Origin of the sequence: Martinezella multihospitum (assembly GCF_900094585.1) — a bacterium.
In the GTDB taxonomy this organism is placed as follows: Bacteria; Pseudomonadota; Alphaproteobacteria; order Rhizobiales; family Rhizobiaceae; genus Rhizobium; species Rhizobium multihospitium.
The window spans coordinates 126,431-147,626 of the sequence record NZ_FMAG01000008.1 but is presented as its reverse complement, the minus strand read 5'-3'; the positions used below and the strand labels follow the sequence as shown (position 1 = coordinate 147,626).

The window sequence follows — 21,196 nt, the reverse complement described above, 5'->3', positions numbered from 1 at the left end:
GGTTGGAACCTTTCCGGGAGAATTCCATGTTTCAGCTCCGCCATCTGCTTGCCGTCGTTAAAATCCTTATCATTTTCAGTAGCTTGTTATTTTCCGCTCCCGCCTGGGCCGACCGTGTCATCACCGATCAGATCGGCAGGCAGGTGCATATTCCCGATGCGGTCAATCGGGTCGTCATCCTGCAGCACCAGACGCTCAATATTGCGGTTCAGCTTGATGCGATGGACAAGGTGGTCGGTGTTCTCGACGAGTGGAAGAAGCAGCTTGGCGCCAATTATGTGCGGCTTGCGCCGCAGCTGCCCAATCTGCTGATGCCGGGCGGTCTGACCAAGGTGAATATCGAGGAGCTTCTGAAGCTGAAGCCGGATGTGGTCTTCGTGACCAACTATGCGCCGGCCGACATGGTCAAGCAGATCGAGGATGCCGGCCTTTCCGTCGTGGCGATCTCTCTGCTCGACGTGCCGCCAGAAGAGGCCGTCAAGCTCAATCCTTCGGTCAAGGATGAGCCAGCTGCGATCGACGCCGGTTTTGCGACCGGCGTGCGCCTCATTGCCGATGTGCTCGGACGCAAGGAACAGGGCGAGGAGATGATTGCGGCAACGAAGAAGACGCGCAAGCTCGTTGCCGATCGTCTCGCCGACATTCCGGCAGACAAGCGCGTGCCTGTTTACATGGCCAATCCGGATCTGACGACCTATGGCCGCGGCAAATATACGGGCCTGATGATGGAGCGCGCCGGCGCGCGCAACGTCGCCAATTCGATCAGCGGCTTCAAGCAGGTGACGATGGAGGACGTGCTGACATGGAACCCCGCCGTCATCTTCGTTCAGGAGCGTTATCCCGCCGTTGTCGATGAGATCAGGAAGGCGCCCTCCTGGCAGACCATCGACGCCGTCAAGAGCGGCCGCATTTACCTGATGCCGGAATATGCCAAGGCATGGGGCTATCCGATGCCGGAGGCCATGGCGCTTGGCGAACTCTGGATGGCGAAGGAGCTTTATCCCGAGCGGTTCAAGGATATCGATATGCAGAAGCAAGCGGACGCCTATTACAAGGAATTCTACCGCACCGATTATCGCGCCGCGCAATGAGCGTGGCGGCTTCCAGCCGATACGGGCCTAGAGCGACGATCGCCACATTGGCGATCCTGCTTGTGGTCGTCGCTGTTGTCTCGCTGGGCGTCGGCCGCTACGACATTCCATTCCTGCGGGTCGTGGAAATACTCTGGTCGCCGATCTCACCGCCGGCGGTGCCCGTCACGGCAACCGAGGCGAACGTCGTCTTCACGGTGCGCATGCCGCGTATCCTGCTGGCGTTGCTCGCCGGTGCCGGTCTGGCCGTCTCAGGTGCGACGCTGCAGGGCGTGTTCCGTAATCCTTTGGTAGGGCCGCAGGTGATGGGCGTATCCTCGGGGGCCGCTTTCGGCGGCACGCTTGCCATCCTTTTGAGTTTCTCGCGTTATGGCCTGCTCGGCTCGGCCTTTATCTTCGGTCTATCCGCGCTCGTCATCGTCTATGGGCTGAATGGCATTGTTGCCCGGCGAAATATCCTGGCGCTTGTTCTTGCCGGCGTTGTCGTGAGTGGCTTCTTTGGAGCGCTCGTGAGCCTGGTGCAGTATCTTGCCGATACGGAAGACAAGCTGCCGGCCATGGTATTCTGGCTGCTTGGCAGCTTTGCCACGGCCAATTGGGAAAAGTTCTGGCTGATCGCTGGGCCGGTCGTCGTCGGCAGCCTCCTTTTGCTGGGTCTCCGCTGGCGCATCAATTTGCTGTCGATCGGCGACGAGGATGCGCGTGCGCTCGGCGTCAATGTCGAACCGCTGCGCTGGCTGATCCTTGTCTTGGTCTCCTGCATCGTCGCAGCGCAGGTTGCCGTCAGCGGCATCATTGGCTGGGTCGGTCTCGTCGTGCCGCATATGGCGCGCATGCTCGTCGGCCCGGATCATCGCGTGATGATGCCGGCCTCCCTGCTGATCGGCGCACTTTATCTGCTCATCATCGACACCATCGCCCGGACTGCGACCAGTTCCGAAATCCCGCTCGGTATTCTCACAGCCCTGATCGGCACCCCGGTCTTCGCTCTGGTACTCAGGCAAACCCAGCGAGGCGCGCGTGGGTTCTGATCCGGTCAAGCTGCGTATCGAAGGGGCGAGCCAATCCTATGATGGCGAGCGTTGGCAGTTTCGCGATCTTCATCTCGATCTCCGCACCGGCGAGATTACGGCCATTCTCGGGCCGAACGGTCGCGGCAAGTCCACTTTGCTGCGCGTACTGGCCGGACTTTTGAAGCCGAGCGCCGGCAAGGTCGCGCTGAACCCGCAGATGGGCTTCGTGCCGCAAGAGTTTTCCGGCTCCTTCCCCTATTCCGTGCTCGATGTCGTGCTGATGGGGCGTGCCCGTCACATCGGGCTGTTCCAGACGCCGCGCAAGGTCGATGTCGAGAAAGCCATGGAGGCGCTCGATCTCACCGGCATGGCCGGCTACGGGCAGCGCAACATCGAAGCGCTCTCTGGCGGTGAGCGCCAGCTGGTGCTGATCGCAAGGGCGCTGGCAGGTGAGAATGCCGTGCTGCTGCTTGACGAGCCGGCCTCCGCACTTGATCTCAAGAACCAGGATATCGTGCTGTCTCTGCTCGCCACCCTCGCTGATCGCCAAGGGTTGGCGATTGCCTTTACCACGCACCAGCCGAACCATGCGGTCGCCGTCGCCGACAAGGTGCTGCTCATGCTCGATCAGGCAAGAACCGTGTTTGGTGCCACCGATGATGTGATGACCGAGGATAATCTCGAGCTGCTTTATGGTCTTCCCATTCGCTCGGCAAAGCTGGGCGATGGCGAACTTATGGAGACCGCGTTCGTGCCGCTGTTCCGGCAAAGAGACAGAAAAGGAAATCGCCCGTGAGCAATGCAGTTCAAGTCTTGTCTGCCGGCAGTCTGCGTCATGCATTTCCGGCGATCATCGGTGCTTTTGGTCATGAATTCGGCATTGGCATCTCGCTGACGCTCGGACCCGCGGGGCTGCTGCGGGAGGAGATCGAGGCGGGCAGCAGTTTCGATCTCTTCGCCTCCGCCAATATGGCGCATCCGCGGCGTCTCGCTTTGATTGGTCTTGCGGAAGATGCGATCTGTTTTGCCCGCAACCGGCTCTGTGTGCTGGCGCGTGCCGATTTTGGTTTGACGACGGAGAATTTTCTCGCGGTCCTGGCCGATCCCGCCGTGAGGATTGGTACCTCCACGCCTGGCGACGATCCGGGCGGCGACTATGCTTTCGAGGTGTTCGACAAGATCGAAGCACGGTATCCGGGCAAAGGCGTGGCCATCAGCTCGCGGTCGCAGCAATTGGTAGGTGGCCGCCATTCGCTGCCGACGCCAGCGGGCAAGGGCGGCGGCCATCTGATCACCGACGGCGTCGTCGATCTGATGATGAGCTATTCTTCGAACGCGCGTCTTCTGGCAGGGGATCCGGCTTTCAGCGTCATCGACATACCTGACGAGTTTCAGCCGCTTATCGAATACGGCATGACAATTCGTAAGGGCGCTGATGATGAAACCAGGTATCTGCGGGACTTCCTGCTATCGGAGACCGGGCAGGAGATTCTCAGCAAGGCCGGTTTTTCTTCGGTCGGTTAGTCTTGAAGACAAATGGTGGCCACGCTCGTTTCAGGCATCAGCTAGAGCGGTTCAGTTTTTCACGGAATCTCTGAACCGCTCTAGCTCCTTGTTTTCACGCAATTCCGGACGGAAAACCGCTGCGCACTTTTCCTGGAATTGCTCTAGTGGGAGGCGTGCTGGCGCGCACGTAGACCTCGGCTTCGTTCTGCAGCCATTCGCTGAAGAGAACGGATTTTCGGTTCCGACGTGCGCGGCGCAGCGCCACATATTCGTGGCCGCTTTCCAGAAAGCCATATGGCGCCATCAGCCGGCCGAAACGGATATCGTCGCTGACATAGGGCCAGGGGGCGACGCAGACGCCAAGGCCGGCGCTCGCAGCTTCCAGCATGAAGTAAAAATGCTCGTATTCGACGCGCGGTCCGGTGGCGACCGATCTTTCGGAGCGGGCCAGCCAGTCGCCCCATGCGCGCAGCCTTGTGCGCGTATGAAGCTGAGGCAGGCCCTCGAATTCTGGCGTCGACGCGGCAAAGAGCGATGGCGCGAGCACCGCGCCGGTTTGCTCCGGAAACAGGGAAATCACATCGGCGCCGGAAGGCCATGGTGCGCTCCCGACGCGGATCGCCACATCGAAACCGTCGCGGCTGAAATCGACGGGCTTTGAGGAGGCCGACAGGCGCACTTCTATGTTGGGGTATTTCGCCTGAAACCGATAGAGGCGGGGAATGAGCCAGCGCATCGTAAAGGTGCCGGGGCAGGAGACGTCGAGCTGACCGTCTTCGGTATCGGCTACGGCTCGCACCGACAGATCCATCTGGTCGAATGCGCCCGTCAGCCCGCCCAACAGGGTCATCCCGCCTTCAGTCAGTCTCAGCCGGTTTTTCGGCCCTTCGAACAAGGGAACGCCAAGTACCTCCTCCAGATGCTGGATCTGCCGGCTGACGGCGCTGTGCGTCACATTGAGCTCGTCTGCGGCAAGCGTCATGCGGCCGAGCCGGCCGGCCGCTTCGAAGGCACGCAGTGCATTCAGGGAGGGTAATCGTCTAGTCATGTGCATTTTCCGAACATTGACTGTTCGAACATATCGTTTTTCTTCCGAGAAAATAACGTGTTTTTTGACATCGAGAGAAATGGACAGCGTATTCATCGAACAATGACGCGACGATGCAATGGCATTTTCGCGTTCGGCGAAGCTTTGTCTGACGAAGCAACGGAGGTATGAGGTGCAAGACAGACATCAGGACGGCAGTGCAGGCGATGCGAATTACGGCGTGATCGGATCGGGCTATACCAACTATCGCCAGCCGGATCCCCGTATAGCCGAATTCATCCGCGCCGCTCTCGGCGATGCGAAAACGGTGTTGAATGTCGGTGCCGGTGCTGGCTCCTATGAGCCGGTCGATCGGCAGGTGACGGCCGTCGAGCCGTCGGCTTCCATGCGTGCCCAGCGGCCAGCGCATCTCCCGGTCGCGATCGACGGAACGGCGGAACATCTTGCTTTTGCCGATCGGAGTTTCGACGCGGCAATGGCGACATTCACGGTGCATCAATGGTCTGATCTCAGCCGCGGGCTTGCCGAGATGCGGCGCGTCACCCGCGGCCCCGTCCTGGTCTTAAGCTGCGATCCGCATCTGCTGGAACGATCGTGGCTGCACACCTATGCGCCAGAAATGATTGCGGTCGAGGCGCGACGTTATCCGGAGATGGGCAGGATCGCGGCCGCACTCGGCGGTAATGTGGAGATCAAGGCGGTGCCGATCCCGTTGAACTGCGTCGATGGTTTCGGCGAGGCCTATTATGGCAGGCCGGAACGAATGCTTGATCCCGGCGCGCGGCTTGCCAATTCGGCATGGAGCTTTGTCGATATCTCCGTTGGCGAGCGTTTTGTTGCCGAGCTCGGCCGCGATCTCACCGACGGATCCTGGGATCGCCGTTATGGCGCCCTCCGCGCGCAGCCCTTCTTCGAAGGCTCGCTGCGGCTTATCATCGCCAGACCATGAGGAGAATGCCGTGAAGAACGAATTGCGCACATTGAAATCGCTGGCTGGGCCGTTTCCGGCGTTCGAGGCGGATTTGACGCCCGACGATCCGCGAGATCTGTTTTCCGACTGGCTGCACGATGCCATCGAGGCCGATATCAAGGAGCCGCATGCCATGGTGCTTTCAACGATCGACGAGGATGGTGCGCCGGATGCTCGCGTTCTCATCCTGAAGAACCTCGACCAGCGTGGTTGGCACTTCGCAACAACAGGCAGAGGGCCGAAGGGTCGGCAGATTGCCGCCAATCCCTCCGTGTCACTCACCTTCTATTGGCCGCAGCTCGGGCGGCAGGTGCGGCTGCGCGGCATGGCGTTTCAGGCCGAGGCGCATGAGCGGTATGCCGATTTCCGTGCGCGTGCATCAGGCGCCAAGGCCATCGCCCTGACCGAGCGTCAAAGCGAGGTTCTCGGCTCGTCCCAGGAGCTCGACGATGCATTGAAGGTGCAGCATCGGCGATTGCAGGACGAACCCGATCTTGTCGCTGCAAATTGGGCGCTTTTCATCGTCATGCCGCATGAGGTCGAATTCTGGCAGGGCGACGCCGAGCGCCGCCACCATCGCTTGCGATACCGGCGTGAAAAGGCGGGCTGGCTGAAGGAGCGGCTCTGGCCTTGATGCCTCTGGCTTTGATGACTGGGCTTGCCTGATGGCGAAAGACGCACTAGCGTAATATTTGAAGAAATATAACGCTAGTGCTCACATGTCGGCTCTTCTCAATCACAAACGGCCCTTTGCACTTCCGATCGTCGAACGGCGCCCGGACGATCGGCCCGCTCTTTCGCCGGCATCTGCCAGGACCCAGCGGCTGAGGACCTGGGAACTGCCGTCGATGTTCCATTGTTCGATTGTCGGCACATGCCTGACGACGACGGAGCTGCGGCAGGTGCTGGCGAAGGCAGGTGATATCGATACGAAGACGGCGACCGACCATGCCCTGCACAGCCGCGGTGTCCGGGCCGCCGGCCAGCATGACATTGCCGCCAAGCTATTGAACAAAGCGCTCGACCGTCGTCACGAACGCATTCTCAAACAGTTTTCAAAGCTCTCGATACCGGCGGAGATCAAGTCACGGTGGGACAGGGCCGTCGATGACGGCGATATATCGGGAGCTTATTGGGCCGTCATGAGCCACCCGGCCAGCGATCGTCCGCTGATGAACGCTATTTTCGGCGAGGTGCATATGCTGTCGCATCTGGTCGGCAGTTCCAGCCGGCTCGATCTCGCGCGTCTGCGCAGGCTGCAATTGGATGTCGAGGCGAGGGATGAAAAGATCGCTCGCCAGGAGGCCCGCCTCCAAGCGGCAGCTCAAGATAATGTCATCCTCCACAAGCGCATGGAAGAGCTGGAGCAAAGCTCGCGACGTGCGCTGGCGACTGCCGGCGAACCCGCTTCTGCCGGCTGGGGTCAGCGTCAAGAGGCAAGACTTTCGGAGAAGCTGCAGGCAGCCGAGGAGCGTGCCGAGGGATACGAGAAGCGTCTTGCATCCTCCGAGGCGAAGCTTGTTGAAGCCCTGTCGCAACTGTCCGTTTTCGCTGAGGAGAACCTGGCATTGAAGCGCGAGCTGGATCTGCTCGGGGCGGCGATTGCCGTTGCTGCAGATCCTGATGTCGTTGCGAAATCAAGCGGGCATGAGACGCTGCTTTATGTCGGCGGCCGCCCAAATCTGTTCGATCGCTTGCGGAAGCTCGCCGAAAGCAGGAACATCGAGCTGCTGTTTCACGATGGCGGCGTCGAGGACAATCTTTCCCTGTTGCCAGCGCTGGTCGGGAGGGCGTCATCGGCGGTTTTCCCGGTCGACTGCATCAGCCATTCGGCCGCCGATATTGTGAAGCGGCTTTGCCGCGAGAGCGACAAGCCGTATCTGCCGCTTCGCTCGGCAAGCCTGGCGAGTTTCGCCGCCGTGATTGCTGCGCCCCTGGCGGCGGAATGAAGTCCGTTCACGTTTTGGTGTTTACACCGGCCCCGTGTGTAACAAGATGGCCCTCTCTTTCGTACTCCATGGTGACGGGACACGCCCGTCGCCGAAGCAATATCGGGCCTGCATGTCCCGTGAGCTTGGCTCGTCCGCTGAAGGAGAATGGTGCGATGCTGAACAGACGACGAGTGCTTCTGGCAACGGTTCTTGGTGCCATCGGCCTGCGATTGGGTTACGGCTCTGCCGCAGCCAAAACGACCGCGACTTTCCCCGTTTCGCATACGGATGAGGAATGGCAGAAGATCTTGACGGCGGATCAATATGCAGTCCTGAGAGAAGAAGGGACCGAACGTCCCTTCACCAGCCCGCTGTTGAACGAGCACGGCAAGGGCAATTTCGCCTGTGCCGGCTGCAATCAGGATGCCTTCTCCTCGGCCACGAAATTCGATAGCGGCACCGGTTGGCCGAGCTTCTGGGCGCCGCTCGACGGTGCTGTGGCAACGTCGCGCGATACCTCCTTCGGCATGGTGCGCGACGAAGTGCATTGCAGCCGCTGCGGCGGCCATCTTGGACATGTCTTTAATGACGGGCCGAAACCGACAGGCCTTCGCTACTGCATGAACGGCGTCGTCATGACATTCCATAGGGCTGCTGCCTGAACGATCAGAGACCGAACGATGCTTCTGTTTATCCTTGCCTATCTCGGCGGCGTTCTGACGATCGTCAGCCCCTGCATCCTGCCCGTCCTGCCATTCGTCTTCGCACGGGCGGGCCAGCCTTTTTTGCGCAGTACACTGCCGTTGCTCGTCGGCATGGCGGCAACCTTTGCCGCCGTCGCGACGCTTGCCGCCTTCGGCGGCGGCTGGGCGGTGACGGCCAACGAATATGGACGTTACGCAGCCATGGCGCTGCTTGCGGTTTTCGGCATCATCCTTCTCTTTCCGTCGCTTTCGGATCGTTTGACACGGCCGCTCGTCTCGCTCGGCGCCCGCCTGTCGCAATCGGCCGATCGCGCAAGCCGCAGCGGTGGGTCGACGATTGCCGCATCGCTGCTGCTGGGCGTGGCGACCGGCCTGCTCTGGGCACCTTGTGCCGGCCCCGTGCTTGGCCTCATTCTGACCGGAGCCGCGCTGCAGGGAGCCAGTGTCGGCACGACATTGCTGCTGCTTGCCTATGCGCTGGGGGCGGCGACGTCGCTTGCGCTCGCCCTTCTGATTGGCGGCCGGGTCTATCAGGCGATGAAGCAATCGCTCGGCATCGGCGAGTGGCTGCGCCGTAGCGTCGGCGTTGCGGTGCTTGCCGCGGTCGTCGCTATTGCGATGGGGCTCGACACCGGCCTCTTGACGCAAGCCTCGCTCGCAAGCACTGCTTCGCTCGAGCAAAATCTGGTCGACCGTTTCCATACCCAGGACCCGAACAAGCCATCATCGGTCGTCATGAAGAATGAAGGTGGGGCGATGATGAGCGCCACCAATCAGATGATGAGCGCGAAGCCCGATGGTGCTGCCGGCGGTGGTTCGATGGCGATGACACAGAAGCCGGCCGCGACGCAGCTGCCGACCGAAGGCCCAATCCCCTCGCTCGACGGTGCGGTACAATGGCTGAATTCGCAGCCGCTGACCGCAGCCGGTTTGAAGGGCAAGGTCGTTCTGGTCGACTTCTGGACCTATTCCTGCATCAACTGCCTGCGGGCCATTCCCTATGTCGAAGCCTGGGCACAGAAGTATAAGGACCAAGGCCTCGTCGTCATCGGCGTGCATGCACCCGAATTCGCCTTTGAAAAGAACGCCGACAATGTGAAGAAGGCCATAGCCGATCTCGGCATTACCTATCCGGTCGCGATCGACAACAATTATGCGATCTGGCGCGCCTTCGACAACGAATATTGGCCCGCCCATTATTTCATCGATGCGCAGGGGCTGGTGCGCCATCATCATTTCGGTGAAGGCGACTACGATCAGTCCGAAAGGGTGATCCAGCAGCTTCTCGCCGAAGCCGGAAAGAGCAATGTTTCCAGCGACATCGTGGACGTGAAGGCGACGGGTGCGGAGGCTGCCTCCAACGAGGCCGATGTGCAATCGCCGGAAACCTATGTCGGCTACATGCGGTCGCAGAATTTTGTCGACGATGCCGGCACCGTGAACGATGCTGCTCACGACTACGTCGCGGCGATGCCGAAACTCAACGAATGGGGCCTTGCCGGCAATTGGACGGTCGGCCCGCAGGAGGCGACCTCGAACAGTGCAGACAGCCGGCTCTATTATCGCTTTCATGCCCGCGATCTGCATCTGGTGCTGGGGCCATCGGCGGACGGAAAGCCGGTGCGCTTCCAGATCACCGTCGATGGCAAGCCGCCGGGCGACGGCCATGGTGTCGATACGGACGCAAACGGCAATGGCGTGGTGACGGGGCAAAGGCTTTATCAGCTCGTCCGCGCGAGCGGCCCGGTGTCCGATCATATGTTCGAGATCAAATTCCTTGATCCCGGCGCCCAGGCCTATGCCTTCACCTTCGGCTAGGGCCTCTCATATACCGAGATCGAGCTGGGGCTGTGATCTCCCATCGTCGGCCTCTTCGTTCGTCAAAGACGAAAGCGTGATGCCGAGCAGCCGGACCGGCCGCGTGAACGGATGGACGGTTGCCAGAAGCGCCGACGCTATATCGAGAACCGCGCCGATGTCGGCGACCGGAGAAGAGCTTGTCCGACTGCGTGTCGCCTGGGTAAAGTCCGAATATTTGATCTTTACGGTCACAGTCTTGGCGCCGATGCCACCCGTTTCGCAGTAGCGCCAGACCTTTTCCGCAAGTGGCCGCAGCTCCGCCGTCGCCAGCTCGAGATCGTCGATATCCTCGGCAAACGTATCCTCCGCGCCTATGGATTTGCGAACCCGGTCGGGCTTCACCTGGCGCTCGTCGATACCGCGGGCAATGCCGTAGAAATAGGGGCCTGCCTTTCCGAAATGTTCCTGTAGGAAGGCGAGGGATTTCGACTTCAAGTCTAGCCCGGTTTCGATCCCGTATTTGTGCATGCGCTCGGCCGTCGCCGGCCCGACGCCATGAAACTTCTTGACGGGAAGCGTTTCGACGAAGGCCGGCCCATTCTTCGGCGTAATGACAGCTTGGCCGTTCGGCTTGTTCAGGTCGCTTGCCATCTTGGCAAGAAACTTGTTGTAGGAAATGCCGGCCGAGGCATTGAGCCCGGTGACTTGCTTGATCCTGGTTCGGATCTCCAGCGCGATCTCGGTGGCGATTTCCATGCCCTTCAGGTTCTGGGTAACGTCGAGATAGGCTTCGTCCAGCGAGAGCGGTTCGATCATCGGCGTATACTCGGCGAAGATTTCGCGGATTTGCTGCGACACCGCCCTGTAGACGTCGAAGCGCGGCGGCACGAAAATCAGGTCAGGACATTTCCGCTTCGCCGTGACCGATGGCATCGCCGAGTGAACGCCGAAGGCGCGGGCCTCGTAACTTGCGGCCGCCACCACGCCGCGCGCTGCGGACCCGCCGACCGCAAGCGGCTTGCCGCGCAGCTCGGGATTGTCTCGCTGTTCGACCGAAGCATAGAATGCATCCATATCCACATGGATGATCTTTCGGACTGGGTTCGAGCTCGTGTCGTTCATGGCGGTCTCGGTTATCACACTGCAGGTTCAGCGCGCCCGTCAATTGCAGGGGTTGAAACAAATGCAGAACATATCATCCTCGATGACGATATCAAACCGGCTCTGTTGTTGTGCTGAAGAAGCAGGGAAATCGCCGCATGCCAGCCATGCCGCAAACGCCACCTTGAGATGCGCTCGAGGCTTCCTATCTCTTGTCGGTCCCCCACACGGAGCCTCAAGATGGGCCAAATCGCAACCGATCCGCTTTCCGACCTGCTTATGGAGATCCTCCCGCCCGAGCGTGACGAGGAATCCCGAGCGGATGGCACCGCATGTCTGTGCTGCCGAAGGCTGCGATCGGCGAGGAAGATGGACGAAGACGGCTGCGGCATATGTGACGAATGCCTGGCACCATGACGGACGGCGCGCCGCAACTGCTGCAGGCCGAATTGTCGGACTTCGAACATGCGCTTGCGAAGCTACCTGACGGCTATGCGGAGGGGCGCTTTCAGCGTCGCCCCTGGGGTGTGACGGTCAAGCGATCGGCTGACGGGAAACGGGTCTGGCTCTACGGCGAGGAGCTCGGCGGGACCGACGTCGTCAGTTTCAATCTCTATGTGCTCTCCGGAGTGGGCTTCACCCTCAAGCCTTGCGAAATGTCCTCGTCGAAGGTCGTAGATTTTGTTTTGGCCTTCAGGCCAGCTTCAGCGCTGCATCCGGCATAAGCGCGGAGTTTTGCCGCGATCGGCAGCCACCCGCTCTGCTTCAGCGGGTGGAGAGCGGCGGCGGAGGCGGCTGCGTTGTCGCGCCGGGACCGAGCGAGCGCTGGACCATCACGGTATCGGCCCAGCGGCCGTACCGATAGGCAACGGCCGGCAGAAGGCCGACGCGAACGAAGCCGAAGCGTTCGTGCAAGGCGAGAGAGGCCGCGTTGTCGGCGTCGATATAGCCGATCATCTGCCGGAAGCCGGCGGCCGCGCACGCGTCGATCAGCCCGCGCATGAGCAGGCTGCCGACACCCTGGCCGACATGGTCGTGATGCACATAGATCGAATGCTTGACGGTATAGCGGTAGGCTGGGCGCTTGCGGAACAGCACCACATAGGCATAGCCCAAGACCTTTTCACCTTGGATCGCAACGACATGCGGAAAGCGGCGGTCCTTCAAATTCTTGCGCCGTTCGCGTAAATCATCCGGCTGCGGGGTGTCGCTATCATCAACCCCAGCCTCGACGCCGCGGTGAATATGGCGGCGATAGATAGCCAACATGGCATCGACGTCGCTCTCCCGGGACGGGCGAACGATGATTGTTTTATCCTGCTTCATGTCCGAACCTGAATTTCCAAGCCTATTCCGCGACAACGTAGGTATAGAGCCGGATTTTGCCGGATGCATCAATCTCGCGATAGAGGCCTTGAATCTCCACTTCGAAGCCGGGGAAGGTGTTGAAGCAGGTTTCAAACATTTTGAGATAGTCGATCATGGGCTTTGCCTGCTCCGTCAGGCGCTCGCCCGGCACGATGGTTGCGATCCCCGGAGGATAAACGACGAAGGGCGTGGTTGCGATGCGGCCGGCAATGGCGTCGATCGGCAGATAATCGACATCGTTGCGCACCAGGCAGCGCGCGGCATCGTGCGGCGACATGGCGATTGGCGGCAGGTGGTCGGCGGAAAACTGCTTTGTCTGCAGCGCGCTGACATCGGCCTGGCGGAAGAAATTGTGCATTTCAGCGCAAAGATCGCGCAGGCGCACGCCTGCATAGCGGCCGGGACGGCGGCGATAGAATTCCGGAATTGCCTCTTCCAGCAGCGCATTGTCGTCATGGAGTTTCTTGAAAGCGACGAGGCCGCTGATCAAGGTGCCGGCCTTGCTGGCTTCGACACCGGGGGTGAGGAGGAAGAGCAGCGAATTGAGGTCGTTCTTTTCCGCGACGATACGGTTTTCACGCAGATATTGCGCGACAACCGGCGCCGGAATGCCGTGCTCAGTGTATTTACCGCTCGCTCGGTCGAAGCCGGGGGTCAACAGGGTGAGCTTGTTCGGGTCCGTCATGGCGAAGCCCGGCTCCATGCCGGAAAAGCCGTGCCATGCCGCATCGGGTGTCAGGTGCCAGAAAGCGGGATTGGTGGCGAGCTGATCGGTCGCGACGCTCTCCCAAGGCACATCGTGCACAGCGCCGGGGCTCGACACGTCGGGGATTGCTACCCGATCCGGCACGAAGGGCTCGAAGAACCAGCGGCGGTCTGCGCGATGTTCCTTCTCCTCGAATTCACGGCGAACGGCGCGGATTTTCTTGCGCAGCTCGATGCCGAGCCTGATCGTGTCGTCCCACAGCACTTCGCCCGAGCGTCCCTTCATCATCTGTGCGCCGACGTCGAGCGAGGCAAACAGCGGATAGAAGGGCGAGGTCGAGGCGTGCTGCATGAAGCTTTCGTTGAAGCGACGGTGTTCCACGCGGCGCTTCTGGCCGGTGATGTGCCTATCCTTCATGTGGATCTGTGAGGCCTGCGAGAAGCTTGCGAGCTGCTTATGGGTGGATTGCGTGGCGATGATGCCGGGCGCATCCGGGCCGAGGTCGGCAAGACCCATGGCAAAGCGCCCGGCATAAAGCGGATGAAACTTCATGAAGCCCGCCCATGCCTCGTCGAAGAGAATGTAGTCGCACAGGTGGCCGATGCGCTTGAGGATCATCTCGGCATTGTGGATGGTGCCGTCATAGGTGCATTGCTCCACGACAGCGACGCGGAACGGGCGCGGCTTTTTGTAGGCTTCCGGATCTTTCACCAGCGGATGGGTGCGGATGCGCTCGCGCAGCGCGTCCTCGTCCATGGTAGCGAAATCCATGGGACCGATCAGGCCATAGACATTGCGTCTGGTGGGTAGATAGATCGGAATGCCGCCCGAGATCATCAGCGCGCCGTGATGGGCGGCCTTGTGGTTGTTGCGGTCGAACAGCACGAGATCGCCGTCGGTGACGAGCGCGGAGAGCGCGACCTTGTTGGAGGTGGAGGTGCCGTTCAGCACGAAATAGGTCTTTTCGGCGCCGAAGATCTTGGCCGCTTCCTTCTGCGCGGCAAGAGCCGGCCCCTCGTGGGTCAGGAGGTCGCCGAGATCGAGCACGGAATTGTCGAGATCGTCGCGGAACACCGCTTCGCCGAGATGCTCCATGAAGACCCGGCCGATGGGGCTGCGGCTGTAGAAGATGCCGCCATTGTGTCCGGGGCAGGTCCAGAGATGGTTGCCCTCTTCGGCATAATCGACCAACGCGCCGAAGAACGGTGTCTTCAGCGTCTCGGCATATTGCTTCAGCCGGCTGATGAGGCTCTTCGCGATAAAGGCGGGTGTCTCTTCCGACAGGAAGACATAACCGTCGATGAAATCGAGGACTTCGACCGGTACATCCTCGAAGCGCTTGCGGCGGATCAGCAGGATGATCGGGAATTCGAGGCCGCGCCGGCGCATGAGGTTGATGAGGGAGGCCGTCTTGCCTTCAAGGCCTTTTTTGCCCCAGTCGACCAGCATGCAGCCGATCGCGGCGTCCGTCTGCACGGCGATCTCGGCATCTTCGAGATTGCGCGCCCGCACTACCTCGAAACCGGAGCGTTCGATTTCCTCGACGATCTGATTGTAGCGGGCGCCCTCCAGATCCTCATTGTCGAAGGTTGGTGTTGCGAACAGAAAGTTGAAACGTCTGAAATAATCCATGTCGATACCCGCTCCTGATTTGGCATGAGGTGTCGGCGCATTTCATGACATGGATGTGACAGAATAGAGGACGTCCCAAACCGTATCGACGGCCATTGCCGATCAGGTCGCTGGCCCGCAGTTTCGTGCCGGATCGCGAGCGCGGAATTTATGGATTTGTGGCCACTCAGTGAGCGGCCACCGTCCAGAAATAATAGGCAAGCGGGATGGCGAGAAGGTACATGCCGATGGAAACCTGCCTTGCTTCTCCCGACAAGACCTTGACGATGACGTAGAACAGCAATCCTCCGGCAATGCCGGTTCCGAAGCTGTTCGATACCAGGGTCAAAAGGACCATCATCAGGGCGGAAAGACCGTCGGAGAAATTCTCCAGATCGACCCGCTTCAGCGCGCTGAACATCGACATGCCGACGAGGATCAGGGCGGGCGCTGTGGCAGCTGCCGGGATCATCAGCGCGATCGGGGTGAAAAGCAAGGTAAGCGCGAAAAGGGCTGCGGTTGCAAGCGAAGCAAAACCGGTGCGTCCGCCGGCTTCCGCACCAGTGGCGCTCTCGACCAGCGCAGTAGCGGAGGGAATGCCGAGCAGCGGACTGATCGTGGCGGCGATCGAATCGACGAGGAACGGCTTGCCCAGATCCGCCATGTTGCCCTCTTCGTCAACCAGACCGGCCTTCGCGCCGACGGCAAGAGTCGTGCCCAGGGTCGAGAAGAATTCGGATGCGAAGAAGGCAAAGAGATAAGGGAAATATTCTATCTTCAGCGCACCGAGGAAATCGAGCTGAAGGCCGATTTCGGAAATGCCGTGTGGCGCTCCGAAGAAGGTGGCAGGCACCTTGGTGACGCCGAGCGGAATGCCGAGAAGCGTGCTGCCCAGAATGGCCCAGAGGATCGGTCCCGGCACTTTTCGCCCGCGCAGGAAGACCGCGAGGAAAATGCCGAAGACGGCAATGATGGCTTGCCCAGAGTTGAACGAGCCGAGCATGAGTGCGTGGCTCTTGGCGTTGACATCGACGAGACCGGCATTCTTGAAGCCGAGAAGCGCGATGAATAACCCGATCGCCGCACCCAGGCCGAGCTTGATCTGGGCTGGAACCATGCGGGCAATGACCTGGCGTACGCCGAGCACCGTCAACAGAACGAAGATGACACTCGACCAGAAGGAGATGGCAAGGCCGGTCTGCCAGGGAATATGCTCCACGGCAGCCATCGTCGGACCCACCAGAACCGACCCGCCAATGCCCGGCCCCACCACGAAGGGCATATTGGCATAAAGCGCCATGAACAGGGTCGCGCCAATGATGACGAGAATGGTTGCCGTCGTTGCTGCGGCGCGGTCAATGCCACCGGCGGAAAGCAGGGAAGGGATCACGACGAGAAGATAGGCCGCTGCTAGGAAGGACGTCATCCCGGCAATGATTTCCGTCTTCGTATTGGTCTTACGCTCGCCCATGCGAAAATAGGTTTTCCACCGCGGCTCTGACGTATCACTCGGCTGCCCGACATTCGTATTTGAAGCCATTGTCTATATCTCCTAAGTCGGCAAACGCTGCCGTGCGGGCTGACGACCTCAGTTTTGGCTTGCAGCCACAAGCGGTCTGATTTCCTGGGTGGTTCCGTCGGTCAGCCCGAGATCGGTGACATGCGGGCCGGGGTTGCAGGCAAGGCTTGCTCCGACGACCGCCTTGAAGGTGCGAATGGGCGGCATCCAGTCCGCAATTGCATCAGCCGCGGCGCGCAACCTGGCGAAATCGTCGGCCACCTCCCTTGTGGGCGCATCCGACAGCAAGCCGCAGACGGGCAGCGGAAGCACTGCCGTCACCTTGCCATCGGCCGCCGTCGCCATGCCGCCGCCCACCTCGATGACGGCATTGGCCGCTGCAGCCATATCTGCGGGGTCGCGGCCGAAGACGGTGAGATTATGGCTGTCATGCGATATCGTCGTCGCCAGGGCGCCACGCCAGTGACCCCAGTCTTCCAGGATGCCGATGACGGGTGTCGGGTCCTTTCTTCCGTGCCTGTGGATGACTGCCATCAGAAGCATGTGATCGGGCAGAACGAGCTTGTCCGCCTCAACCTTGACGATCGCCTTCCCCCATTTCGTGAATCGCGGGCTGACAATCGTGTTGACATGCGCTTCGGTCATGCCGGAGAGCTCGATCGTGAAGTCGGCGGCGGAAAGCTTCTCAAGCCTTACGGTGTCGCGATAAGCATCCGAGGCCAAGCGCTCGCTGGTTCCAATGAGGCTGCCGCCTCTTGCAACTTCACGTCCCGATGCAAAGACGCGGTCGACCGCAATCTTTTCGAGATCAGACAGAATGACGATGTCCGCGCGGCGGCCGGGCGCGACCAACCCCAGATCATAGCGGTTCAGCCACATGGCGGCATTGAGCGTGGCGGCGCGGATGGCATCGATCGGTTTCATTCCGTAGCCGATCAGACGCCTGAGAACGGATGACATAGCTCCATCGTTCACGAGGTCGTCGGGGAAGACGTCATCGGTGCAGATCGTCAGCGTTTGCGGCAGATGAGGCAGCTTTTTCAGCGCCCCGATCACGCCGGGCAGGACATAGTCGTGGGAGCCGCGCAATTCGATGGTAAGGCCGGCCCGCAATTTTGCCAGCAGGTCCTCGCCCGATGTGAGCTCGTGGTCGGATTGAATTCCCGCGGACGCAAATGCCTGCAATTCCGCGCCCTCAAGGCCGCGGGCATGGCCGCAGACGCGCTTGCTGCTTGCAAGCCCGGCGTCGACGATGCCGCGCATCGGCTCGCTGCGCTCAAGGACGCCGCGCATGTTCATCACTTCGGCGACGCCGGAAATCTCCGGCCAGCTCAGCATGGTCGCCATTTCGTCTGAGCGGAATTCCGCACCGGCCAGCTCAAGGCCGGGTGCCGAAGGGACGCAGGATGGCGCCAGGGTCAGGAAGCGCAGCGGCAATTGCCGCGTTTCTTCGAGCGCCCATCGAATGCCGTCGAGACCGGCGACGTTGCCGATTTCATGCGGGTCCCAGCAGACCGTCGTCGTACCCTGGGGAACGACCGTTTCCGCGTAGCGCCTCGGTGTCACCATCGAGCTTTCGACGTGCATATGCGTATCGATGAAGCCGGGCGTGATGAATCGTCCGGAAGCGTCGACGATCTGGTTTGCGTCCTTCCTGGTTCCAGAGGCATGGACGCTTGCGATCAAGGGGCCGACAAGGCCGATATCGGCAGCTCTCATCTCCGAGGTTGCGACGTCGACAAGCGTCCCGCCGGTGATGAGTACGTCGAAGGGTTCAATGCCCAATGCTGCCCGCACTGCGCGATCGCGCAGCTCGGACGAATGGAGGTCGTGGGGTTCATTCGGCATTCTTGCCTCCTTGGGCGAAAGCGGACGGGCGTGCGGTGGACTGCCGCAAGACAAGCTCGGTCGGGAATATTCCGCTGGTCCCGGTTTCCCCGGCAACGAAGGCGAGCGCATGGTTCGCGACGGCTTCCAGATCCTGCCGGACTGTCGTGAGCGGTGGAGATACGATTTGAGCCCACATCAGGTCGTCAAAGCCGGTCAGCGATATGTCTTCCGGAATGCTGCAGCCCCTGTCTTTGACAGCAATGGCGAAGCCGATGGCAAGGGCGTCATAGGCGGCGGCACAGGCGGTAAAATCCCGTAGATCGAGTTCGCGGCCGAGAGTGCTGCCGGCCTCGAAAGTCGCATCGCTGTGTCGCAATGCCGGCTCGACGCCGGCCTGGCGGAAGATTTCGCACATTCCTTCGACGCGCTCGCGTGCCACCAGCGAATTTTCCGGGCCGGCGAGGATAAGAAGCTGGTCATGACCAAGGTCGAGCAGATGGCGGGCGATCAGGCGCCCGCCTTCACGATGATCGCTTGCTGCGATGTTGCCGACCGTGGCAGCGCTGTCGATGACGGCGACTGGCACTGGGACATCCGCCGGCGCAATGGTCGTGCCGCGCGTCGGTATCACGATCAGGGCATCGACGCCGCGGGCGATCATGGTCCTGATTTCGAATTCCTGCTGCTGCGGATCGCCTTGACTGTCGCCGATCAGAACGGCAAGGCCGCGCCGCTTGGCGGCTCGTTCGATGGCCTGGGCAAAGGCCGGAAACAAGGGTTGGCCGATGTTCGGAACCAGCAGGCCGACCGTATTGCTCTTGCCGGTGCGCAGTGCGCGGGCCGCATGGTCAGGCACATAGCCGAGCCTATCCGCTTCCAGACGAATCTGCTCCGCAAGGGCTGATGACACCCGCCCCGTGCCGCGCAAGGCATTGGAGACCGTTGCCGTGGAGACACCCAGCTTGGTTGCGATTTCGCGAATGGAAGAAGGGCGTGCCTGGCTCATTCAAGAGTCCGCTCTGGTTTCCTTGATTAAACGATTAATCAAAGCGGTGTGCTTTTGCAAGAGCATCTTTGCGGTGCGTGGATAAAGCACGGTTGCCGTGTTGGCGACTGCTCAATTTACAGATGACGAAGGGCGTCAGACCGATCGGAGTGAGGCGTCAGACCGCGACCAGATGATTGGGAGAGACGGTTCGATATTCGCGCGGCTTGACCAGGTAATCGACAGGCCGGATCGGGCTCTTCAGCTCGTCGCTCGCCGTCATGCGTTTCTCGCGCCGGCGATCGGGGTCCGGTACCGGAACGGCCGCCATCAGCTTCTTCGTGTAGTCGTGCTGCGGATTGCCGAAGACGGCCGCGCGCGGGCCGATCTCGACGATTTCACCGAGATACATGACGGCGACGCGATGGCTGACGCGCTCGACCACGGCCATGTCGTGGGAGATGAACAGGAAGGAAAGGTTAAGGCTCTGCTGCAGGTCGAGCATCAGGTTGATGACCTGCGCCTTGATCGACACGTCGAGCGCGGACACGCTTTCGTCGGCGACGATCACTTTCGGCTGCAATGCCAAGGCACGGGCGATGCAGATGCGCTGGCGCTGACCGCCGGAGAATTCGTGCGGGTAGCGGCTGGCCATGTCAGGCGTCAGTCCCACCTTGCGCAGCATGTCGGCGACGACCTCTCTTGCCTCCTTGGCCGTTCCCATCTTGTGTTCGAGATAGGGTTCGGCGACCGCCTGTCCGACCGTCATGCGCGGATTGAGCGAGGCGAACGGGTCCTGGAAGATCATCTGCACGGATTTGCGCATCTCGCGCATATCACGCTTGCTAAGCGAGAGCACGTCACGGCCGTCGACGATGACTGAGCCGGATTGTGGCTCGATCAGCCGCATGATCGCGCGTCCGGTGGTCGACTTGCCGCATCCGGATTCACCGACAAGCGACAATGTTTCGCCGGCAAAGAGATCGAACGAGACGTTTTCGACCGCATGCACCCGGCCTCTGAGCTTTCCGAAGAGGCCCGAATGGATGTCGAAATGCTTGGTGAGGTTTTTCACCTGCAGAACCGGCTTTTCCTTCGCCACCGTATCGGGCACTTCGGCTGGTGTATCGGACTCCCCCGTTGCCGTATTGACGACGGGAAAGCGCAGCGGCCGTTCATAGGATTGCATCGAACCGAGCACCGGCACAGCCGACAACAGTGCGCGGGTATAGGGATGCTGGCCGCGATGAAAGATATCGGCCGTCGCACCCGTTTCCACCTGCTCGCCGCGATACATGACGACCGTGCGATCGGCGATTTCCGCGACCACGCCCATGTCGTGGGTGATGAAGAGGACGGAAGTTCCTTCCTCGTCCTGCAGCATCTTGATGAGATCGAGGATCTGGCCCTGGATCGTGACGTCGAGTGCCGTCGTCGGCTCGTCGGCGATCAGCAGCCTCGGCTTCGAGGCAAGCGCCATGGCGATCATGACGCGCTGGCGCATGCCACCGGAAAAGCGGTGCGGATACTCGTCGAAGCGCGAGGCGGCCGAGGGAATGCGGACCTTTTCGAGCAGCCGGATCGTCTCGGCTTTGACGTCCGCCGCCGACATATCCTTGTGGCAGAGCAATGCCTCGGAAATCTGGTCGCCGATGGTGAAGAGCGGATTGAGCGATGTCATCGGCTCCTGGAAGATCATCGACACGTCGTTGCCGCGCACCTTGCGCATCTCATGCTCGGGGAGCGAAAGCAGGTTGTGGCCGCCGAGCATGATCTTGCCCTCGATGCGGCTTGAATCGCTCTGCAGCAGCCGCATGATCGAGAGCGAGGTCACGCTCTTGCCCGAGCCGCTCTCGCCGACGATCGCCACCGTCTCGCCCGGCGCAACCGAGAAGGAAACATTGCGCACCACAGGTTTCCATGCGCCATCCACCAGGAATGAGGTGGTGAGGTTCTCGACCGAGAGGATAGGTTCGGCGGCTTCTGCGGCCCTTGCCTGCGACGTGTTCATGC

At 60.8% G+C, this 21,196-nt stretch carries 18 protein-coding genes; 10 read left to right on the top strand and 8 right to left on the bottom strand.

What is annotated here, in order from left to right; genetic code table 11:
• Nucleotides 1–26 precede the first annotated feature (26 nt).
• The 4 genes from GA0061103_RS27380 to GA0061103_RS27365 are packed head-to-tail and all read left to right on the top strand — an operon-like array spanning nt 27 to nt 3,628.
• Nucleotides 27–1,091: an ABC transporter substrate-binding protein gene (locus tag GA0061103_RS27380; RefSeq protein WP_208603573.1), complete on the top strand. Its 1,065-nt coding sequence runs from the start codon at nt 27–29 to the stop codon at nt 1,089–1,091.
• Nucleotides 1,088–2,122, top strand: a complete 1,035-nt coding sequence (locus GA0061103_RS27375; protein ID WP_092716761.1) for a FecCD family ABC transporter permease — start codon at nt 1,088–1,090, stop codon at nt 2,120–2,122. Before GA0061103_RS27380 ends, GA0061103_RS27375 begins: the two co-directional genes overlap by 4 nt.
• Nucleotides 2,112–2,900 carry an ABC transporter ATP-binding protein gene (locus tag GA0061103_RS27370; protein ID WP_092716759.1) on the top strand — a complete coding sequence of 263 codons (789 nt, stop codon included), beginning with the start codon at nt 2,112–2,114 and terminating at the stop codon, nt 2,898–2,900. The genes GA0061103_RS27375 and GA0061103_RS27370 overlap by 11 nt, the downstream gene beginning before the upstream one ends.
• A complete protein-coding gene (locus GA0061103_RS27365) occupies nt 2,897–3,628 on the top strand; it encodes a molybdate ABC transporter substrate-binding protein (protein ID WP_092716758.1) in 732 nt (243 codons plus the stop codon). The genes GA0061103_RS27370 and GA0061103_RS27365 overlap by 4 nt, the downstream gene beginning before the upstream one ends.
• Before the next feature lie 94 nt (nt 3,629–3,722).
• Here GA0061103_RS27365 and GA0061103_RS27360 read toward each other — a convergent pair whose 3' ends face one another.
• On the bottom strand, nt 3,723–4,658 hold the full coding sequence (locus tag GA0061103_RS27360; RefSeq protein ID WP_092716756.1) for a LysR family transcriptional regulator: 936 nt from the start codon (nt 4,656–4,658) through the stop codon (nt 3,723–3,725).
• A gap of 172 nt (nt 4,659–4,830) precedes the next feature.
• Between GA0061103_RS27360 and GA0061103_RS27355 the strand changes: the two genes are divergently transcribed.
• From GA0061103_RS27355 to GA0061103_RS27335, 5 genes are all read left to right on the top strand, one after another.
• A complete protein-coding gene (locus GA0061103_RS27355) occupies nt 4,831–5,607 on the top strand; it encodes a class I SAM-dependent methyltransferase (protein ID WP_208603572.1) in 777 nt (258 codons plus the stop codon).
• Between the two features lie 10 nt (nt 5,608–5,617).
• Nucleotides 5,618–6,262 carry a pyridoxine/pyridoxamine 5'-phosphate oxidase gene (locus tag GA0061103_RS27350; protein ID WP_092716752.1) on the top strand — a complete coding sequence of 215 codons (645 nt, stop codon included), beginning with the start codon at nt 5,618–5,620 and terminating at the stop codon, nt 6,260–6,262.
• Nucleotides 6,263–6,347: 85 nt separating this feature from the next.
• Nucleotides 6,348–7,577: a DUF2325 domain-containing protein gene (locus tag GA0061103_RS27345; protein ID WP_092716750.1), complete on the top strand. Its 1,230-nt coding sequence runs from the start codon at nt 6,348–6,350 to the stop codon at nt 7,575–7,577.
• A gap of 155 nt (nt 7,578–7,732) precedes the next feature.
• Nucleotides 7,733–8,221: a peptide-methionine (R)-S-oxide reductase MsrB gene (gene msrB, locus GA0061103_RS27340; RefSeq protein ID WP_092716748.1), complete on the top strand. Its 489-nt coding sequence runs from the start codon at nt 7,733–7,735 to the stop codon at nt 8,219–8,221.
• Between the two features lie 18 nt (nt 8,222–8,239).
• Nucleotides 8,240–10,081: a cytochrome c biogenesis protein DipZ gene (locus GA0061103_RS27335; RefSeq protein ID WP_092716746.1), complete on the top strand. Its 1,842-nt coding sequence runs from the start codon at nt 8,240–8,242 to the stop codon at nt 10,079–10,081.
• A gap of 6 nt (nt 10,082–10,087) precedes the next feature.
• On the opposite strand, the gene dinB is transcribed toward GA0061103_RS27335, so the two are convergent.
• Complete coding sequence (dinB, locus tag GA0061103_RS27330; protein ID WP_092716744.1) at nt 10,088–11,185, bottom strand: DNA polymerase IV; 1,098 nt, start codon at nt 11,183–11,185, stop codon at nt 10,088–10,090.
• A 380-nt stretch (nt 11,186–11,565) separates the two neighbouring features.
• On the opposite strand from dinB, the gene GA0061103_RS27325 reads away from it, so the two are divergent.
• Nucleotides 11,566–11,889, top strand: a complete 324-nt coding sequence (locus GA0061103_RS27325) for a hypothetical protein (RefSeq protein WP_092716742.1) — start codon at nt 11,566–11,568, stop codon at nt 11,887–11,889.
• 40 nt (nt 11,890–11,929) lie between these two features.
• Here the strand turns inward: GA0061103_RS27325 and GA0061103_RS27320 are convergent, their stop codons facing one another.
• The 6 genes from GA0061103_RS27320 to GA0061103_RS27295 form a co-directional block, all read right to left on the bottom strand.
• Nucleotides 11,930–12,490 (bottom strand): GNAT family N-acetyltransferase, encoded by a 561-nt coding sequence (locus GA0061103_RS27320; protein ID WP_092716740.1) that lies wholly within the window; start codon nt 12,488–12,490, stop codon nt 11,930–11,932.
• A 22-nt stretch (nt 12,491–12,512) separates the two neighbouring features.
• Nucleotides 12,513–14,870: an Orn/Lys/Arg family decarboxylase gene (locus GA0061103_RS27315; protein ID WP_092716738.1), complete on the bottom strand. Its 2,358-nt coding sequence runs from the start codon at nt 14,868–14,870 to the stop codon at nt 12,513–12,515.
• Between the two features lie 166 nt (nt 14,871–15,036).
• Entirely contained in the window at nt 15,037–16,389 is a 1,353-nt protein-coding gene (locus GA0061103_RS27310) for an NCS2 family permease (RefSeq protein ID WP_092716736.1), read from the bottom strand.
• A 48-nt stretch (nt 16,390–16,437) separates the two neighbouring features.
• Nucleotides 16,438–18,216, bottom strand: a complete 1,779-nt coding sequence (locus GA0061103_RS27305) for an adenine deaminase (protein ID WP_092716734.1) — start codon at nt 18,214–18,216, stop codon at nt 16,438–16,440.
• A complete protein-coding gene (locus tag GA0061103_RS27300; protein WP_092716732.1) occupies nt 18,206–19,204 on the bottom strand; it encodes a LacI family DNA-binding transcriptional regulator in 999 nt (332 codons plus the stop codon). Before GA0061103_RS27300 ends, GA0061103_RS27305 begins: the two co-directional genes overlap by 11 nt.
• A gap of 157 nt (nt 19,205–19,361) precedes the next feature.
• Complete coding sequence (locus GA0061103_RS27295; RefSeq protein WP_092716731.1) at nt 19,362–21,194, bottom strand: ABC transporter ATP-binding protein; 1,833 nt, start codon at nt 21,192–21,194, stop codon at nt 19,362–19,364.
• Nucleotides 21,195–21,196: the final 2 nt, after the last annotated feature.

Coding starts and splice junctions, on each gene's coding strand:
- GA0061103_RS27380 (WP_208603573.1), top strand. CDS start 27: ATGTTTCAGCTCCGCCATCTGCTTGCCGTCGTTAAAATCCTTATCATT.
- GA0061103_RS27295 (WP_092716731.1), bottom strand. CDS start 21,194: ATGAACACGTCGCAGGCAAGGGCCGCAGAAGCCGCCGAACCTATCCTC.
- GA0061103_RS27320 (WP_092716740.1), bottom strand. CDS start 12,490: ATGAAGCAGGATAAAACAATCATCGTTCGCCCGTCCCGGGAGAGCGAC.
- dinB (WP_092716744.1), bottom strand. CDS start 11,185: ATGAACGACACGAGCTCGAACCCAGTCCGAAAGATCATCCATGTGGAT.
- GA0061103_RS27300 (WP_092716732.1), bottom strand. CDS start 19,204: ATGAGCCAGGCACGCCCTTCTTCCATTCGCGAAATCGCAACCAAGCTG.
- GA0061103_RS27305 (WP_092716734.1), bottom strand. CDS start 18,216: ATGCCGAATGAACCCCACGACCTCCATTCGTCCGAGCTGCGCGATCGC.
- GA0061103_RS27375 (WP_092716761.1), top strand. CDS start 1,088: ATGAGCGTGGCGGCTTCCAGCCGATACGGGCCTAGAGCGACGATCGCC.
- GA0061103_RS27315 (WP_092716738.1), bottom strand. CDS start 14,870: ATGGATTATTTCAGACGTTTCAACTTTCTGTTCGCAACACCAACCTTC.
- GA0061103_RS27335 (WP_092716746.1), top strand. CDS start 8,240: ATGCTTCTGTTTATCCTTGCCTATCTCGGCGGCGTTCTGACGATCGTC.
- GA0061103_RS27325 (WP_092716742.1), top strand. CDS start 11,566: ATGCCTGGCACCATGACGGACGGCGCGCCGCAACTGCTGCAGGCCGAA.
- GA0061103_RS27345 (WP_092716750.1), top strand. CDS start 6,348: ATGTCGGCTCTTCTCAATCACAAACGGCCCTTTGCACTTCCGATCGTC.
- GA0061103_RS27360 (WP_092716756.1), bottom strand. CDS start 4,658: ATGACTAGACGATTACCCTCCCTGAATGCACTGCGTGCCTTCGAAGCG.
- GA0061103_RS27310 (WP_092716736.1), bottom strand. CDS start 16,389: ATGGCTTCAAATACGAATGTCGGGCAGCCGAGTGATACGTCAGAGCCG.
- msrB (WP_092716748.1), top strand. CDS start 7,733: ATGCTGAACAGACGACGAGTGCTTCTGGCAACGGTTCTTGGTGCCATC.